The organism is Streptomyces sp. NPDC014861 (assembly GCF_043081625.1).
Classification (GTDB): domain Bacteria; phylum Actinomycetota; class Actinomycetes; order Streptomycetales; family Streptomycetaceae; genus Streptomyces.
Genome location: NZ_JBIBWV010000029.1, coordinates 81,372 through 96,759 on the forward strand (window position 1 = coordinate 81,372; position 15,388 = coordinate 96,759).

13 protein-coding genes are annotated in these 15,388 nt (G+C 73.5%); 10 read left to right on the forward strand and 3 right to left on the reverse strand.

All coding sequences use genetic code 11. The annotated features are described in order from the left end of the window. Nucleotides 1-171 precede the first annotated feature (171 nt). A complete protein-coding gene (locus ACF1BN_RS34160; protein ID WP_392335466.1) occupies nt 172-2,013 on the forward strand; it encodes a hypothetical protein in 1,842 nt (613 codons plus the stop codon). Between the two features lie 116 nt (nt 2,014-2,129). On the opposite strand, the gene ACF1BN_RS34165 is transcribed toward ACF1BN_RS34160, so the two are convergent. Continuing rightward, nucleotides 2,130-3,056: a hypothetical protein gene (locus tag ACF1BN_RS34165; protein WP_392335467.1), complete on the reverse strand. Its 927-nt coding sequence runs from the start codon at nt 3,054-3,056 to the stop codon at nt 2,130-2,132. A 41-nt stretch (nt 3,057-3,097) separates the two neighbouring features. Between ACF1BN_RS34165 and ACF1BN_RS34170 the strand changes: the two genes are divergently transcribed. The 4 genes from ACF1BN_RS34170 to ilvD all read left to right on the forward strand — a co-directional run bounded on the left by ACF1BN_RS34170 (nt 3,098) and on the right by ilvD (nt 7,924). Next, on the forward strand, nt 3,098-4,042 hold the full coding sequence (locus tag ACF1BN_RS34170; RefSeq protein ID WP_392335468.1) for a Ppx/GppA family phosphatase: 945 nt from the start codon (nt 3,098-3,100) through the stop codon (nt 4,040-4,042). Between the two features lie 328 nt (nt 4,043-4,370). Next, nucleotides 4,371-5,195 (forward strand): sugar phosphate isomerase/epimerase family protein, encoded by an 825-nt coding sequence (locus tag ACF1BN_RS34175; protein WP_392335469.1) that lies wholly within the window; start codon nt 4,371-4,373, stop codon nt 5,193-5,195. Further along, nucleotides 5,192-5,806: a TetR family transcriptional regulator gene (locus ACF1BN_RS34180; RefSeq protein ID WP_392335470.1), complete on the forward strand. Its 615-nt coding sequence runs from the start codon at nt 5,192-5,194 to the stop codon at nt 5,804-5,806. Before ACF1BN_RS34175 ends, ACF1BN_RS34180 begins: the two co-directional genes overlap by 4 nt. A gap of 264 nt (nt 5,807-6,070) precedes the next feature. Continuing rightward, nucleotides 6,071-7,924 (forward strand): dihydroxy-acid dehydratase, encoded by a 1,854-nt coding sequence (ilvD, locus tag ACF1BN_RS34185; RefSeq protein WP_392335471.1) that lies wholly within the window; start codon nt 6,071-6,073, stop codon nt 7,922-7,924. A gap of 177 nt (nt 7,925-8,101) precedes the next feature. Here ilvD and ACF1BN_RS34190 read toward each other — a convergent pair whose 3' ends face one another. Further along, nucleotides 8,102-10,333, reverse strand: coding sequence for a protein kinase (locus tag ACF1BN_RS34190; protein ID WP_392335472.1), 2,232 nt, complete (start codon nt 10,331-10,333; stop codon nt 8,102-8,104). A 140-nt stretch (nt 10,334-10,473) separates the two neighbouring features. Here ACF1BN_RS34190 and ACF1BN_RS34195 point away from each other — a divergent pair, with 140 nt between their 5' ends. The 5 genes from ACF1BN_RS34195 (at nt 10,474) to proC (ending at nt 13,881) form a co-directional block, all read left to right on the forward strand. Beyond that, nucleotides 10,474-10,728, forward strand: a complete 255-nt coding sequence (locus tag ACF1BN_RS34195) for an SH3 domain-containing protein (protein ID WP_392335473.1) — start codon at nt 10,474-10,476, stop codon at nt 10,726-10,728. Between the two features lie 49 nt (nt 10,729-10,777). Continuing rightward, nucleotides 10,778-11,284: a hypothetical protein gene (locus ACF1BN_RS34200; RefSeq protein ID WP_392335474.1), complete on the forward strand. Its 507-nt coding sequence runs from the start codon at nt 10,778-10,780 to the stop codon at nt 11,282-11,284. A 91-nt stretch (nt 11,285-11,375) separates the two neighbouring features. Further along, complete coding sequence (locus ACF1BN_RS34205; protein ID WP_392335475.1) at nt 11,376-12,251, forward strand: ABC transporter ATP-binding protein; 876 nt, start codon at nt 11,376-11,378, stop codon at nt 12,249-12,251. After that, entirely contained in the window at nt 12,248-12,985 is a 738-nt protein-coding gene (locus tag ACF1BN_RS34210) for an ABC transporter permease (RefSeq protein WP_392335476.1), read from the forward strand. Before ACF1BN_RS34205 ends, ACF1BN_RS34210 begins: the two co-directional genes overlap by 4 nt. A gap of 86 nt (nt 12,986-13,071) precedes the next feature. Then, entirely contained in the window at nt 13,072-13,881 is an 810-nt protein-coding gene (gene proC / locus ACF1BN_RS34215; protein WP_392335477.1) for a pyrroline-5-carboxylate reductase, read from the forward strand. A 3-nt stretch (nt 13,882-13,884) separates the two neighbouring features. Here proC and trpS read toward each other — a convergent pair whose 3' ends face one another. Continuing rightward, complete coding sequence (gene trpS / locus ACF1BN_RS34220; protein ID WP_392335478.1) at nt 13,885-14,883, reverse strand: tryptophan--tRNA ligase; 999 nt, start codon at nt 14,881-14,883, stop codon at nt 13,885-13,887. Nucleotides 14,884-15,388 lie beyond the last annotated feature (505 nt).

Genomic DNA, 15,388 nt, shown 5'->3' on the forward strand with positions numbered 1-15,388 from the left:
TCCCGGCCTGTGGACGGACCCCCATGACCTGTGGACAGTCCGCCCCCAGCCCGCCGCCACGGCAGCGGAACACCTCGCTCCTGTCCCCTTTCGAGTGATGGGTTCACCCGTAAGGCTGAGAAGAGCGGATCCGGTATGAAGAGTGCCCCCTTGCGCGCCTACGGTCGCCCAGTGACGAGCAGCAGGCTGGACTCCTCCCGCACCCCGGGCGCCCACCGGGCGCGCCGCGGCCCGCAGCAGGGACCGCGCACGCTCGGCCAGCGTCCCCCCGCCCGCTACGAGACCGCCCTCGACGGGCTGTTCACGTACTGCCTCTCGGTCCTGTGCGACCACGACACGGCGACCGCCGTCCTCGGCGACGTCCTCGCCGCCGCCGAGCGCCACCACGGCCGCTGCCCCTCCGACGAGGAGGGCCGCACGGCCTGGCTGTACGCGCTCGCCCGCTGGGCCTGCCTGCGCAGCCTCGGCGAGCAGCGCCGCCGACGCCAGGGCGCGCACACCGGCCGCCCCGCCGTCACCCCGCCCGGGCCGCCGCCGGTCTCCGAGGAGACGGCCGAGCGCCGCAGGGCCGAGCTGGCCACCCTCGCCTGGCCCGAGGCCGCCGGCACCACCCCCGAGCAGCGCGAGGCCCTCGAACTGGCCGTCCGGCACGGTCTGAGCCCGAGCCAGGTCGCCGCCATCCTCGCCCTCGACCCGCAGGCCGCCCGCGAGCTGCTCGCCACCGCCGGCTGCGAGGTCGAGCGCACCCGGGCCGCGCTCGCCGTCGTCTCCACCGGCAGCTGCCCCACGGTCGCCCGGCTCCTCACCGGTGACCAGCAGCTGATCCTCTCGGCGGCCCTGCGCGCCGAACTCGTCCGGCACGTCGACGACTGCCCGGACTGCCGGCGCACCGCCGAGCGGGTCGGCGCCACCGCCCCCTGGCCGGGCGGCGGGCCGCGTGCCGTCCAGGACCGGCTGCCGCTCGTCGAGGCGCCCCGGGCCGCCGCCTACATGGCGATGCGGCACGTCCCACGCGCGCGTGCGGGCGCCCCCCGGTTCGCTCCGACCGGCTTCCCCATCGACCCGAAGGACCTCGTCGCCCGCCGGGACCGGATGCGGGCCCGCGCGGTCACCACCACCGTCGTCGCGGCCGTCGTCGCCGCACCGGTCCTCGCCCTGTGGACCTCCTACCGGGGCGTTCCCGTCGCCGCCGAGGCCGGCCGGGACGGCTCCCGGGTCAGCGCGGGAGAGCGCGGTGACGGCACGGAATCCGACGACGGGGCGTACGACCGGTACGAGAACGCCGGCAATGCCCGTACGACCCCCGACTCGCGCTCCACCCAGGGGACCCGTACCCCCGACGTCTCCGTCGAGGTCGTCACCCCCGCCCGCCCCGCGGGCCCCACCGCCCCCGCGCGGCCCGGGGACCCGGTGCCGGGCTGGATCGGCGTCACCGCGCGCTGCCTCGGCGACGTCACCCTGATCACCCTCACCGGGGAGGGTGGCACCTCGGTCGACTGGTCGCTGTGGACGGACGCGCCCTGGCTGTACGTGAACCAGGCCTCCGGCACCCTGGGCCCGGGCGAGACCCTGACCGTCGCCGTCCGCGTCGACCGCGCCCGCGAACCGCGCGGTCCCTGGAGCGCCCGGATCGGCGTCGACCCCACCGGAGCGGAGCTGCGGATCAATGGCCAGGGGCCCGTCGCCCCCATCGACGACCGGGTGATCCCGCCCCCGCCGGTCACCATCGACCCCACCACCCCGCCGACCTCGCCGCCGCCCACCGGCGGACCGGTCGACCCGCCCACCCTGCCCCCGGAGCCCACCGAGCCCACGGAGCCGACGACGCCGCCTCCGACGACGGATCCGCCGACCACGCCGCCGCCGACCACGGAGCCGACGACGCCGCCTCCGACGACGGATCCGCCGACCACGCCGCCGCCGACCACGGAGCCCACGACCCCGCCCCCGACGACCGAGCCGACGACACCCCCGCCGACCACGGACGAACCGACCCCGGAACCGACCTCCTGAAATCCCGGATCCCGGATCCAAGATTTCGGATCCTGGATCCAAGATTTCGGATCCAAGATTTCGGATCCAAGATTTCGGATCCCGAATACTCGGGAGACTTCTCCTGAAAGGAGGAGCTACGGCTTCGGGTCCGCCGGGTGCGGAGCCACCATCGGCAGCGTCGAGGCGAGCCGCGCCTCACAGAGGCCGACCAGTACGTCGTACGCGTCCTTGCCCATCATCTCGATCAGCTCCGGCCGGTACGAGACGTAGACCGGCTCCCCGCCGCCGTGCGCCGAGGTCGCCGAGGTGCACCACCAGTGCAGGTCGTGACCGCCCGGGCCCCAGCCCCGTCGGTCGTACTCGCCGATGGAGACCTGGAGCACACGCGTGTCGTCGGGCCGGTCGATCCAGTCGTACGTCCGGCGCACCGGCAGCTGCCAGCACACGTCCGGCTTGGTCTCCAGCGGCTCCCGGCCCTCCTTGAGGGCCAGGATGTGCAGCGAGCAGCCGGCGCCGCCCGCGAAGCCGGGCCGATTCTGGAAGATGCACGAGCCCTTCCAGCGGCGGGTCTGCCGGTCGCCGTCCTCGTCGGCCTGCGTCCACCCCGTCTCGCTGCCCACGTCGTGGAACTGCCACAGCTCCGGCGTCAGCTTCGCCACGTGCTCCGCGACCCGCTTCTCGTCGTCCTCGTCGGAGAAGTGGGCGCCCAGCGTGCAGCAGCCGTCCGCCGCCCGACCCGCCTGGATGCCCTGGCAGCCGCTGCCGAAGACACAGGTCCAGCGCGAGGTCAGCCAGGTCAGGTCGCAGCGGAAGACCTGCTCCTCGTCGGACGGATCCGCGAACTCCACCCACGCGCGCGGGAAGTCGAGTCCCTGCTCGTCCGGCTCCGCGCCCTTGCGCTGCCTCGTCACACCCTTGACGGGCGGCTTCGCGCCCTCCACGTGGTGGGCGTACTTCACGTCGCGAACGTCCCGCGCGTCGATCGCGGCCTCCTCGCGCACGGCACCCTCGCCGGCGGCGGCACTGTCTTTGCCCGGCTTCGCCTTTTTCGTCTTTGGCACAACGCCAAGCGTATGCGGGCGGGCGCAGTAGCGTTTCCGCCATGAGACTCGGAGTCCTCGACGTCGGTTCGAACACTGTGCACCTGCTCGTGGTGGACGCCCACCCGGGCGCCCGCCCGCTGCCGGCCCATTCCCACAAGGCGGAGCTGCGGCTCGCCGAACTCCTCGATCCGCGCGGCGCCATCGCGCCCAGTGGCGTCGAGCGGCTCATCGGGACCGTCCGGGACGCGCTCCACGCGGCGGAGGACAAGGGGTGCGAGGAGGTCCTGCCGTTCGCGACCTCCGCCGTCCGCGAGGCCACCAACGCCGACGAGGTCCTCGCCCGGGTCAAGGGCGAGACCGGGGTGGACCTCCAGGTCCTCACCGGCGAGGAGGAGGCCCGCCTCACCTTCCTCGCCGCCCGCCGCTGGTTCGGCTGGTCCGCCGGCAAGCTCCTCCTCCTCGACATCGGCGGCGGCTCCCTGGAGGTCGCCTACGGCATCGACGAGGACCCCGACACGGCCGTCTCCCTCCCGCTCGGTGCGGGCCGGCTCACCGCCGGCTGGCTGCCCGGCGACCCGCCCGACACCGAGGACGTCAAGGCGCTGCGCCGCCACGTGCGTGCCCAGATCGCCCGGACGGTCGGCGAGTTCAGCCGCTTCGGCAAGCCCGATCACGTCGTCGCCACCTCCAAGACCTTCAAGCAGCTCGCCCGGATCGCCGGCGCGCCCGGCTCCGGCGAGGGCCTGTATGTGGAGCGGCTGCTGACCCGCGCCGCGCTGGAGGAGTGGGTGCCGAGGCTGTCCGCGATGACCGGCGGCGAGCGCGCGGCCCTGCCCGGCGTCTCCGAGGGCCGCGCCGCCCAGCTGCTGGCCGGCGCCCTGGTCGCGGAGGGCGCGATGGACCTGCTCGGCGTGGAGGAGCTGGAGATCTGCCCCTGGGCTCTGCGCGAGGGCGTCATCCTGCGCCGCCTCGACCACCTCCCCGAGGTGCTGGCGGGCCTGTGACCGCCCCACGCGCCCGCGTGGCGGCCGAGAACGCCGAACCTGGGCGCGTACGAGCCCCGCAGCGAGCCCCGAGCCGGGGCCGTACGAGCCAAGCGCCAGAGCCGTACGAGCCATGGGCAGGAGCCGTACGAGCTCCGCCCCCGGCCGGAGAACCCCCGTGCCGGAGGCGTACGAGCACCGCCGTGACAGCTGTGCCGGAGGCGTACGAGTCCCGCCGCGCGGCCGGCGGAGTCCGGCGCGGGACGCGCACGAGCCCCGCGCCGGAGGCGTGCGGAGGGTGACCGGAACCACGCTCCCGCGCCCAGGTGCGCCCCGTACCCTGTCTTTCGTGGCAGAACCAGCGGTGCGCATCCCGGATGCGAAGGTCGCCCTGTCGACGGCCTCGGTCTATCCGGAGTCGACGGCGACGGCCTTCGAGGTCGCCGCGCGCCTCGGGTACGACGGCGTCGAGGTCATGGTGTGGACCGACCCGGTCAGCCAGGACATCGAGGCCCTGCGCAGGCTCTCCGACCACCACCAGGTGCCGATCCTCGCCGTCCACGCCCCCTGCCTCCTCATCACCCAGCGCGTCTGGTCCACCGACCCCTGGGTCAAGCTCCAGCGCGCCCAGGCGGCCGCGGAGAAGCTCGGCGCGTCCACGGTCGTGGTCCACCCGCCGTTCCGCTGGCAGCGCCAGTACGCCCGCGACTTCGTGACCGGCATCTGGCGGATGGCCGACGAGACCGACGTCCGCTTCGCTGTCGAGAACATGTACCCGTGGCGGTACAAGGACCGCGAGATGCTCGCGTACGCGCCCGAGTGGGACGTCACCAAGGACGACTACCGGCACTTCACCCTCGACCTCTCGCACACGGCGACCGCCCGCACCGACACCCTCGCGATGATCGACCGCATGGGCGACCGGCTCGGCCATCTCCACCTCGCCGACGGGCGCGGCTCCGCCAAGGACGAGCACCTGGTGCCGGGCCGCGGCACCCAGCCCTGCGCCGAGATCCTGGAGAGGCTGGCCGTGACCGGCTTCGACGGGCACGTCGTCATCGAGGTCAACACCCGGCGTGCGATGTCCGCCGCCGAACGGGAGGCCGATCTTGCCGAGGCGCTCGCCTTCACCCGGCTCCACCTCGCCTCGGCGACCCGGGGCACGCGCGCGTGAGCGAGCCGTCCCCCCGGCGCCGCGGCCGGCCCGCGCGCGCGTCCGCCGACGACAGCGGCCCCGGCGCCCGCGAGCGCATCCTGGCGGCGGCCCGGGCGCAGTTCGCCGAGCGCGGCTACGACAAGACCTCGGTCCGCGGCATCGCCAAGGCGGCCGGGGTCGACCCGGCGCTGGTGCACCACTACTTCGGTACCAAGGACGAGGTCTTCGCCGCGGCGATCGAGGTCTCCTTCGAGCCCGCGCTCGTCGTCCCGGCCATCATCGACGGCCCTCGGGAGGAGGTCGGCGAGCGGCTGGCCCGCTTCTTCATCGGGATCTGGGAGAACCCGGCGACCCGCGCCCCGCTGCTCGCCGTGATCCGCTCGGCCGTCACCCACGAGGCGGCGGCGAAGGTCCTGCGGAGTTTCGTGCTGCGCCGGCTCCTGGAGCGGGTCGCCGCCGACCTGGCCGTACCGGACCCCAAGTTCCGGGCCGAGCTGGCGGCCTCGCAGATGATCGGGATCGTGATCCTGCGGTACGTCATCCAGGTCGAGCCGCTGGCCTCGGCGGACCCGGAGCGGATCGTGGCCGAGGTGGCCCCGACCCTCCAGCGCTACCTGACCGAAGCCTGACGCGTCCCCGTATCCCGTACCCCCGAGCGCCGTATCCGATCGCCCCCACCGCCCCACCCCTCTCACCGCCCCACCCGTCCCACCGGCCCCGGACGGATCCCCGACCCGCTCCGAGCCCGATCCCTGACCGATCCCCGACCCGCCCCGAGCCCGATCCCTGACCGATCCCTGAACATCGGTCCCGCATTCCGGACGGGCTGTCCAGATCTTGGAGCGTCGGCGTACGCTCGAAGCAAGCACACCCATCACGAGGAGCGAGCGACGATGCCCGAGCTGAGGTCCCGCACAGTCACCCACGGCCGCAACATGGCGGGCGCCCGCGCCCTTATGCGCGCCTCCGGTGTACCGGGCGCGGACATCGGGCGGAAGCCGATCATTGCCGTGGCGAACTCGTTCACCGAGTTCGTCCCCGGCCACACCCACCTCCAGCCGGTCGGCCGGATCGTCTCCGAGGCCATCACCGCCGCCGGCGGCATCGCCCGCGAGTTCAACACGATCGCCGTCGACGACGGCATCGCCATGGGCCACGGCGGCATGCTCTACAGCCTGCCCTCCCGGGACCTGATCGCGGACAGCGTGGAGTACATGGTCGAGGCCCACTGCGCCGACGCCCTGATCTGCATCTCCAACTGCGACAAGATCACCCCCGGCATGCTGAACGCCGCGCTGCGCCTCAACATCCCGACGGTCTTCGTCTCCGGCGGCCCCATGGAGTCCGGCCGCGCCACGCTCGTCGACGGCACCGTCCGCACCCTCGACCTGGTCGACGCGATCTCCGACGCCGTGAACGACAACATCTCGGACGAGGACATCCTCCGCATCGAGGAGAACGCCTGTCCCACCTGCGGCTCGTGTTCCGGCATGTTCACCGCCAACTCGATGAACTGTCTGACCGAGGCCATCGGCCTCTCCCTCCCCGGCAACGGCTCGATGCTCGCCACCCACACCGGCCGCCGCGCCCTCTACGAGAACGCGGCCCGCACGGTCGTCGAGATCACCCGCCGCTACTACGACGAGGACGACGCCTCCGTCCTGCCGCGCTCCATCGCCACCCGCGCGGCCTTCGAGAACGCCATGGCGCTGGACATCGCCATGGGCGGCTCGACCAACACGATCCTGCACCTGCTCGCCGCCGCCCAGGAGGCCGAGCTCGACTACGGCCTGTCCGACATGGACGAGGTCTCCCGCCGCGTCCCCTGCCTGGCCAAGGTCGCACCGAACGTCGCTCCGCGCGGTACCTACTACATGGAGGACGTGCACCGGGCCGGCGGCATCCCCGCCATCCTCGGCGAGCTGTACCGCGCCGGGCTGCTCAACGAGGACGTCCACGCGGTCCACTCCCGCTCCGTCAAGGAGTGGCTGGAGGCCTGGGACGTGCGCGGCGGCTCGCCCACCGACGAGGCCGTCGAGCTGTTCCACGCGGCTCCCGGCTGCGTCCGCTCCGCGGAGGCCTTCTCGCAGTCCGAGCGCTGGGAGACCCTCGACCTGGACGCGGCCGGCGGCTGCATCCGCGACGCGGCCCACGCCTACTCCAAGGACGGCGGCCTCGCCGTCCTGCGCGGCAACATCGCCGTCGACGGCTGCGTCGTGAAGACCGCCGGCGTCGACGAGTCGATCTGGACCTTCGAGGGCCCGGCCGTCGTCTGCGAGTCGCAGGAGGAGGCCGTCGAGAAGATCCTGAACAAGCAGGTCAAGGACGGCGACGTGGTCGTCATCCGGTACGAGGGCCCCAAGGGCGGCCCGGGCATGCAGGAGATGCTCTACCCCACCTCCTTCCTGAAGGGGCGGGGCCTGGGCAAGACCTGCGCCCTGGTGACCGACGGCCGCTTCTCCGGCGGCACCTCCGGCCTCTCCATCGGCCACGCCTCCCCGGAGGCGGCCTCGGGCGGCACCATCGCCCTCGTCGAGGACGGCGACCGGATCCGTATCGACATCCCGGGCCGTTCGATCGATCTCCTCGTCGACGACGAGACCCTCGCAGCCCGCCGCGAGGCGCTCGGCGGTGTCTACGCGCCGAAGAACCGCGTCCGCAAGGTGTCGGCCGCCCTGCGGGCCTACGCGGCGATGGCGACCAGCGCCGACAAGGGCGCGGTCCGCGACGTGTCGAAGCTCGGCTGACACCGGGCCGTACACGCGCGCGTGGGGAGCGGATCGAAGGATCCGCTCCCCACGCGCGCACACGCCCTCCACGGATCCACGCCCTCCACGGATCCACGCCCTCCACGGATCCACGCCCTCCACGGATCCACGGATCCGAAGCACCGGCGGAACCACCGGCGGCCTACCGGCGGCCGGTCACCAGCTCTCCGCCACGCGCGCGTCCACCGCGAAGACCGAGCCGTCCGGGGCCGTGCCGAACACCCGGTCCCCGGCGACCAGCGGCGCCGGCACCTGCGTCGCGTACCCGAGTCGCCCGTTCCGCAGCCGGGGCCGGGTCTGCCCGACGACCGCCCCGCGCGCGGTGTCCACGGCGAACAGCCGCCCGTCCGCCGCGGAGAGGTAGAGCCGGTCGTCCGGTCCCAGGATCGGCTCGGAGACGTTCGAGGCCCCCGTCTCCAGCTCCCACAGCCGGCTGCCCTTCTCGACCGCCGTGTCCAGGGCCAGCAGCCGCCCGTCCAGGGAGAGCAGGTACACGACCGAGCCCCGCACGGCGACACCGCTGAGCTGGATCCGCTCCTGCGTCCCGACCCGGCGCTCCGACCCGGTGTCCGGCCCGCTCCCCGGATCGTCCGGGTCGCCCGGCGCGAGCAGCACCAGCGCGTCGACCAGGGAGCCCTCATAGCGCGAGGCCAGGACCAGCGTCCCGTCGCCGGTGCGCCCCACCGGGGCGGCGTCCCCGGTCACCTCCCGGCTCCACACGATCTCGCCCGTCGCCGGCAGCACGGCCGCGATCCGGCTGCTCCGCCCGTCCGCCGCCGTCTCAGAGACCGTGAGCAGCCCGGTCGGGGCGTCGTACGTCCCGAGGACCGGCGCGTCGAACCCGGCCAGGCGGTGCGCCCACCGCTCGGCGCCCGTCCGCGCGTCGACGGCCCGCAGCGCGCCGCGCCCGTCGGAGAGCACGACCACCGGGCCCGCCGGACGGTACGTCTCGGGGACGTCCGGGTCCGCGGCCCAACCGGGGGTGCCGTCCGCGGTGCCGTACGCGCGCAGGGGGCCGGTCTTCGGGGCGGCGCCGACCAGCGCGGCGGTTCCGCCGGCGAGCGGCACCGGCGGATCCGGCGGCTCCGGGGCGACCGGGCCGGTCCGCTTCCACAGGACCTCGCCGGTCCGCGGGTCGAGGCGGGCGAGTGCCACGCCACGGGCCGCGCAGTAGAGGGAGCCCGCCTCGTGGACGCAGGCGGGCGCGGCGGAGGCGCCGTACTCCTGGAGCGGGGTGTGCCAGCCGTCGAACGCGGTCGCCACCTCGGCGGGGTGGGCGGGCTCCTCGGCCACGGGCCGGGTCGGCGGGCGCAGCGCCGCGTACACCCCGGCGCCGGCGAGGACGAGCACGACCGCGGCGGACACCGTCAGGCGCGGCGCGAGCCGGTGGCGCCGGCGGCGCGCGGGCGGCGCGGCCACGGCGGCCCGGGTGGTGGTGTCACCGGTGCCGAGGCCGTCGGTACGTGCTCCGGCGGAGTCGCCGGTACGCCCGTCCGGAGAGAACGGGTCCGCGGGCAGCACAGGCCGCCGCCGCTGGGACGGTATGAACGCCTCGGCCTCGTACGAGGGCGGCAGCAGCGCCGCCATGATCTCGGCGGGAGTGGGCCGGTCGGCCGGCTCCTTCGCGAGGCAGCGCGCCACCAGCGGCGCGAGCTCGGCGGGCACCCCGGCGAGGTCCGGCTCGTCGTGGACGACCTGATAGGCCACGACGTACGGACTGTCCGAGTCGAAGGGGCCGTGCCCGGTGGCCGCGTGCACCAGGACCGAACCGAGCGCGAAGACGTCGGCGGACGGCCCGACCTCGCGCGGCCGCTGGAACTGCTCGGGAGCCATGAAGGGCGGCGAGCCGATCAGCTTCCCGGTCTCGGTGCGCAGATCGCTGTCGACGGGCCGGGAGATCCCGAAGTCGATGACCTTGGGGCCGGAGTCGGTGAGGAGCACGTTGCTCGGCTTGAGGTCCCGGTGCACCACCCCGGCGCGGTGGATGTCGCGCAGCGCCTCGGCGAGCCCCGCGGTCAGCCGGCGCAGCTCGGCGGGGGAGAGGGGGCCGCGCTGGCGGACCTGGTCGGCGAGGGTGGGACCGGGCACGTAGAGGGTGGCCATCCAGGGGCGCTCGGCGTCCGGGTCGGCGTCCACGACGGGGGCGGTGAAGGCGCCACTGACCCGGCGGGCGGCGGCCACCTCCTGCCGGAACCGGGCCCGGAAGTCGGGGTCCTCCGCGTAGCGCGCGTGGACCACCTTGACGGCGAGCCGCAGCCCCGAGGGCGAGGAGGCCAGGTGGACGACGCCCATGCCGCCCGCGCCGAGCACCGCCTGGAGCCGGTACTCCCCCGCGTACTCGGGCCCCTCGGCGCCCCTGTCGGCGTCGGTGCTGCTCAACGGCGGCATCTCCCACCCCCGTGTGGTTCCGCGTCCGTCCACGCGCGCGTGCGCGACGCGACGGAGCCTAGTCGATGCGCCCCGTGATGTCGGAGGAGCTTGCTAGCCTGCGCGCGTCGCACAGAGAGTGAAGCCAGGGGGAGAACATCATGGCGGTGAAGTACTACCCGGTCGCACCGGGCTACCGGGTCAACGTCCGCTCCGGTCCGAGCACGCAGTACCCGGTGGTCCGGGTGCTCTCCGAGGGCGTGACCGTCCCGATCCACTGCCAGAAGCCGGGCGAGTGGGTCTCCGGACCGTACGGCACCACCCGCATCTGGGACAGCATCGCACCGGGGCAGTACGTCTCCGACGCGTACGTCAGGACCGGCAGCGACAGCTACGTCGCGCCGCGCTGCGCCTGAGGACCTTCGCCTCGACGCCCGGAGCGCCGCACCGGGGATAATCGACCTCGTGAGCGAGGACAAGCAGACCCCCGGAACCGGCACGAGCGGACCCCAGCCCGAGGAGATCCGTTTCTTCGGGACGACCTGGGTCGATCACAGCGCGCACTACGGACCGCGGCGCGCCGGCCTCGCCGTCGGCGCGCTCGCCGCGGCGGTCGCCGGCGCCTTCGTCCTGCGCTTCGCGTACCAGGGGCTCCAGGTCGCGGACGTCGGCGGCATCGTGAACACCCTGGTCATCCTGATGTTCGCGATCTGCTCGGCCATCGCCTTCACCAAGACCTGGGAGGGCTTCGGCCGCCGCCCCGCCGACCAGGCCCGCGAGGACTCCCTCAAGAGCCTCAAGGCCATCGGCTTCATCGGCGTCCTCCTCGCCTACGCCCTTCGCTGTCTCATGGAGGCCCCCGGGGAGAAGCTCCGTCGCGCCGAGTACGAGACCGCCCGCACCCGCCACGAGAAGCGGCGCGGCGCCCGCACCGGCAACCCGGCCGCCCGCAAGAAGCCCAAGCGGTCCTGAGCCCGGGCCCGGAGCCCGGCACCGGCCCACCTCGCCCCGAAGCCCCCGCGGTCCTTGACGCGGGGGCTCCTCCCTCCCCACTATTCATCACATGATGAATTACGACTCCGAGCAGCCCGCCGAACCCACCGAACCCGCCCGACCTGCCGAACCTGTCGAACCCGCCGAACCCGCCCGACCCGTCGAACCGGAACCCCCCGACCCGGCCCCCGCGATCACCGCCCGCGCCCTCACCGCCGTGCGCGGCGACCGCACCGTCCTGCGCGAGCTCGGCTTCACCGTTCCCGCAGGCCGCGTCACCGGCCTCCTCGGCCCCTCCGGCTGCGGCAAGACCACCCTTATGCGCGCCGTCGTCGGCACCCAGGCCAAGGTCACCGGCACCCTCACCGTCCTCGGCAGCCCCGCGGGCCACCCCCACCTCCGCCCCCGGATCGGCTACGTCACCCAGGCCCCCTCCGTCTACGACGACCTCACAGTCCGGCAGAACCTCGACCACTTCGCCGCGGTCCTCCTCCCCGGCCGCGCCCACCGCCCCGCCCGCCGCACCGCCGTCGACCGGGCCCTCACCGACGTCGACCTCACCGACCACGCCGACGCCCTCGCCGGACGCCTCTCCGGCGGCCAGCGCAGCCGCGTCTCCCTCGCCGTCGCCCTCCTCGGCACCCCCGACCTGCTCGTCCTCGACGAACCCACCGTCGGCCTCGACCCCGTCCTCCGCCGCGACCTGTGGGACCTCTTCCACCGTCTCGCCGCCGACCGGGGCACCACCCTCCTCGTCTCCTCCCACGTCATGGACGAGGCCGAGCGCTGCCACCGGCTCCTGCTCATGCGCGAAGGCCGGATCCTCGCCGAAGGCACCCCCGACACCCTCCGCCGGCAGAGCGGCACCCCCACCGTCGAAGCGGCCTTCCTCCACCTGGTCGCCGCCGCCGCGACCCGCGCCGTCCACGAGGAGAATCGCCCATGACCACCGCACGCACCCTCGCCACCGCCGCCCGCGTCCTGCGCCAGCTCCGCCACGACCCCCGCTCCATCGCGCTGATGCTCCTCGTCCCCTGCGCGATGCTCTTCCTGCTCCGCTACGTCTTCGACGGCAGCCCCGGCACCTTCGACACCATCGGCGCCTCGCTGCTCGGCATCTTCCCCCTCATCACCATGTTCCTGGTGACCTCCATCGCCACCCTGCGCGAACGCACCTCCGGCACCCTCGAACGCCTCCTCGCCATGCCCCTCGGCAAGGCCGACCTCATCGCCGGTTACGCCCTCGCCTTCGGCCTCGTCGCCGTCGTCCAGTCCGTCCTCGCCACCGGCCTCGCCGTCGGACTTCTCGGCCTCGACGTCGTCGGCTCGCCCTGGCTCCTCCTCCTGGTCGCCCTCCTCGACGCCCTCCTGGGCACTGCCCTCGGCCTCTTCGTCTCCGCCTTCGCCGCCTCCGAGTTCCAGGCCGTCCAGTTCATGCCGGCCGTGATCTTCCCCCAGCTCCTCCTCTGCGGCCTCTTCACTCCGCGCGACAAGATGGCCCCCGCCCTCGAAGCGATCTCGAACGTCCTCCCCATGTCCTACGCCGTCGACGGCATGAACGAGGTCCTCCACAACCCCGACGTCACCAGCGCCTTCGTCCGCGACGTCCTCGTCGTGGCGGGCTGCGCCGTCCTCGTCCTCGCCCTGGGCGCGGCCACCCTCCGCCGTCGCACCGCGTGACCGGCCCTCGGACACCCCGCGCACCCGCCGGCCCGCCGGTGCGAGGATGACGGCACGTACCCCCCTCCGGCGAGGTGAACAGAGCCATGACCCAGACCGTCGCAGTCCTCGGCACAGGCAAGATCGGTGAAGCCCTCCTCAGCGGCATGATCCGAGCCGGCTGGCGCCCCGCGCACCTCCTCGTCACCACCCGCCGCGCCGAACGCGCCACCGAGCTCCGCGACCGCTACGGCGTCGAGACCGTCACCAACGCCGAGGCCGCCAAGCGCGCCGACACCCTGATCCTGGCGGTCAAGCCCCAGGACATGGGCCGCCTCCTCGACGAGCTCGCCCCCCACGTCGCCCCCGACCGCCTGGTGATCAGCGCGGCGGCCGGCATCCCCACCTCCTTCATCGAGGAGCGCCTCACCCCGGGCACCCCCGTCGTCCGCGTCATGCCCAACACCCCCGTCCTCGTCGACGAGGGCATGTCCGTGATCTCCGGCGGCGGCCACGCCACCTCCGAGCACCTCGCCCACACCGAGGAGATCTTCGGCGGCGTCGGCAAGACCCTCCGCGTCCCCGAGTCCCAGCAGGACGCGGCCACCGCCCTCTCCGGCTCCGGCCCCGCGTACTTCTACTTCCTCGTCGAGGCCATGACGGACGCCGGCATCCTCCTCGGCCTGCCCCGCGCCCAGGCCCACGACCTCATCGTCCAGGCCGCCATCGGTGCCGCCGTGATGCTCCGCGACAGCGGCGAGCACCCCGTGAAGCTCCGCGAGGCCGTGACCTCTCCCGCCGGCACCACCATCAGCGCCATCCGGGAGCTGGAGAACCACGGGGTCCGCGCCGCCCTCATCGCCGCCCTGGAGGCGGCCCGCGACCGCAGCCGCGAGCTCGCCTCCGGCAACGGCTGACCGTCACGCGGCGGGCAGCAGCCCGATCGCCCGGTAGGCCCGGTCCACCAGTGGCCGGGCCATCCCCCGGGCCCGCTCCGCCCCCTTCCGCAGGACCGCGTCCACGTACCCCGGATCCGCCGCGAGCTCGGCATGCCGCTCCCGCACCGGCCGGAGCAGTTCGACGACGGCGTCCGCCGTGTCCTTCTTCAATGCTCCGTACGACTCGTATACACCGGCCAGCTCCTCCGGGTTCCCACCCGTCGCCGCCGCCATCAGATCGAGCAGATTTGCGAGACCCGGCTTGACGTCCCGGTCGTAGACGACCTCCCGCCCGCTGTCCGTCACGGCCCGCACGACCTTCCGCCGCACGGTGTCCGCGTCGTCCAGCAGATAGACGATCCCGGCCCCGTTCTCGTGCGACTTCCCCATCTTCGAACCGGGGTCCTGGAGGTCCATCACCCGGGCGGCCACCGCCGGCCGGGTCGCCCTCGGCACGGTGAACGTGTGCCCGTACCGCTGGTTGAAGCGCACCGCGAGATCCCGCGTCAGCTCCACGTGCTGTGTCTGGTCCTCGCCCACCGGCACCTCGTCGGCCCCGTAGGCCAGGATGTCCGCGGCCATCAGCACGGGATAGGTGAGGAGCGACAGCCGCACGCTCTGCCCGGACTCCCGCGCCCGCACGCTCTTCTCCTTGTACTGGATCATCCGCCGCAGCTCGCCGTCGGTGGCCGTGCACTCCAGGAGGTACGACAGCCGGGCGTGCTCGTCCACGTGGCTCTGCACGAACAACACGCAGAGTTCCGGATCCAGCCCCGACGCCAGCAGCAGCGTCGCCGCCTGCCGGCTCAGCCTGCGTACCCGCGCGGGATCGTGCTCCACGGTCAGCGCGTGCAGATCCACCACGCTGAACAGCGCCTCGCCCCGGTGCTGGTCCACCTCGGCCCACCGTCGTACGGCCCCGAGGTAGTTGCCCAGCGTCAGATGCCCGGTCGGCTTGACCCCGCTGAAGATCCTCGTCATCGCGTTCCGCTTCCTCTCCGTCCTGCGCCGGCCCGACGGCCCGGCTCCCGGAGGGGGATACGCGAACGGCCGCCGAGGCGGCGGCCGTGTGCATGCGTCAGTACGGGCCGCCGTCAGGCGGCCCACCACTGGGTGGTGTGCGCACGCGTAGTCATAGGGAGAGCGTACGCCTCAGGCCGAGGGTTGACACGGGATTGACCGGTCCGTAGTGTTCTCCGAGTTGTCCGACGTGAGCACCGACTCCGGTCGGCCCCGGACAGCGATTCCGCAAGAACCACTGAGCCTGACGGCTGCGATTCGTCGCGCCGTTCTGCTTTACGTTCGTATTTGCGGAATGAGGAATCCACGTTCGAAGTTCGGACGAGGGCCCCGATTCGCTTCGGGGCCGGGGAATCCGCTAAAGTCTCACTCGTCGGAACGGCCCAACAGCCGGAAAGACAACTCCCGCTGACCGGGAATCAGACGCCGAAAGGATCTGATAGAGTCGGAAACGCCGGAAGGGCCC

What these genes read in the sequence shown, in the direction of transcription:
- ACF1BN_RS34170 (WP_392335468.1), top strand. Translation starts at nt 3,098, where the DNA reads ATGAGACTCGGAGTCCTCGACGTCGGTTCGAACACTGTGCACCTGCTC.
- ilvD (WP_392335471.1), top strand. Translation starts at nt 6,071, where the DNA reads ATGCCCGAGCTGAGGTCCCGCACAGTCACCCACGGCCGCAACATGGCG.
- ACF1BN_RS34190 (WP_392335472.1), bottom strand. Translation starts at nt 10,333, where the DNA reads ATGCCGCCGTTGAGCAGCACCGACGCCGACAGGGGCGCCGAGGGGCCC.
- ACF1BN_RS34195 (WP_392335473.1), top strand. Translation starts at nt 10,474, where the DNA reads ATGGCGGTGAAGTACTACCCGGTCGCACCGGGCTACCGGGTCAACGTC.
- ACF1BN_RS34205 (WP_392335475.1), top strand. Translation starts at nt 11,376, where the DNA reads ATGATGAATTACGACTCCGAGCAGCCCGCCGAACCCACCGAACCCGCC.
- ACF1BN_RS34210 (WP_392335476.1), top strand. Translation starts at nt 12,248, where the DNA reads ATGACCACCGCACGCACCCTCGCCACCGCCGCCCGCGTCCTGCGCCAG.
- proC (WP_392335477.1), top strand. Translation starts at nt 13,072, where the DNA reads ATGACCCAGACCGTCGCAGTCCTCGGCACAGGCAAGATCGGTGAAGCC.
- trpS (WP_392335478.1), bottom strand. Translation starts at nt 14,883, where the DNA reads ATGACGAGGATCTTCAGCGGGGTCAAGCCGACCGGGCATCTGACGCTG.